The sequence below is a fragment of the Parendozoicomonas sp. 209JJ7-1 genome, assembly GCF_058147085.1.
Map to the genome: position 1 here is coordinate 1 of NZ_JBYVJU010000170.1, position 413 is coordinate 413.

Genomic DNA, 413 nt, shown 5'->3' on the forward strand with positions numbered 1-413 from the left:
CCTGAGATAGAAGGCCAGGGTGTTTTGCTGGAAGTGACGGATAACACGGCCAGTGCCGCAGACGACAGCAGCGATAGCGGCACCCTCACCATCATCAGTGGTGATGCCCTGAGCAGTGTGGTGTTCAGCAGTGTACCGGGCACGATTCCGGGGCTGGATAACGGCGCGGCCCAGCCCACCTGGAGCGGCCAGGGCACGAATACCCTGGAAGCGGACTTCGGGAACAACGTGGTTCTGACCCTGACCCTGGTACCGGTGGCCAACACCACCAACTACACCGTAGCCGCCACCCTGGCGGGTGCGCTGGATCATGAAAACGCCCCGAACCTCAACCACCTGACGATTGCCGGTATTGGTGTCACAGTGACCGATAGTGATGGTGACCAGGCAGCGACCCAGGTATCGGTGCGGGT

At 61.5% G+C, this 413-nt stretch carries 1 protein-coding gene; it reads left to right on the forward strand.

Annotation, left to right across the window (positions count from 1 at the left end; translation table 11 throughout):
* On the forward strand, positions 1-413 hold a 413-nt coding region (locus ACY2RQ_RS19880; protein WP_490114751.1), incomplete at both ends, for a hypothetical protein.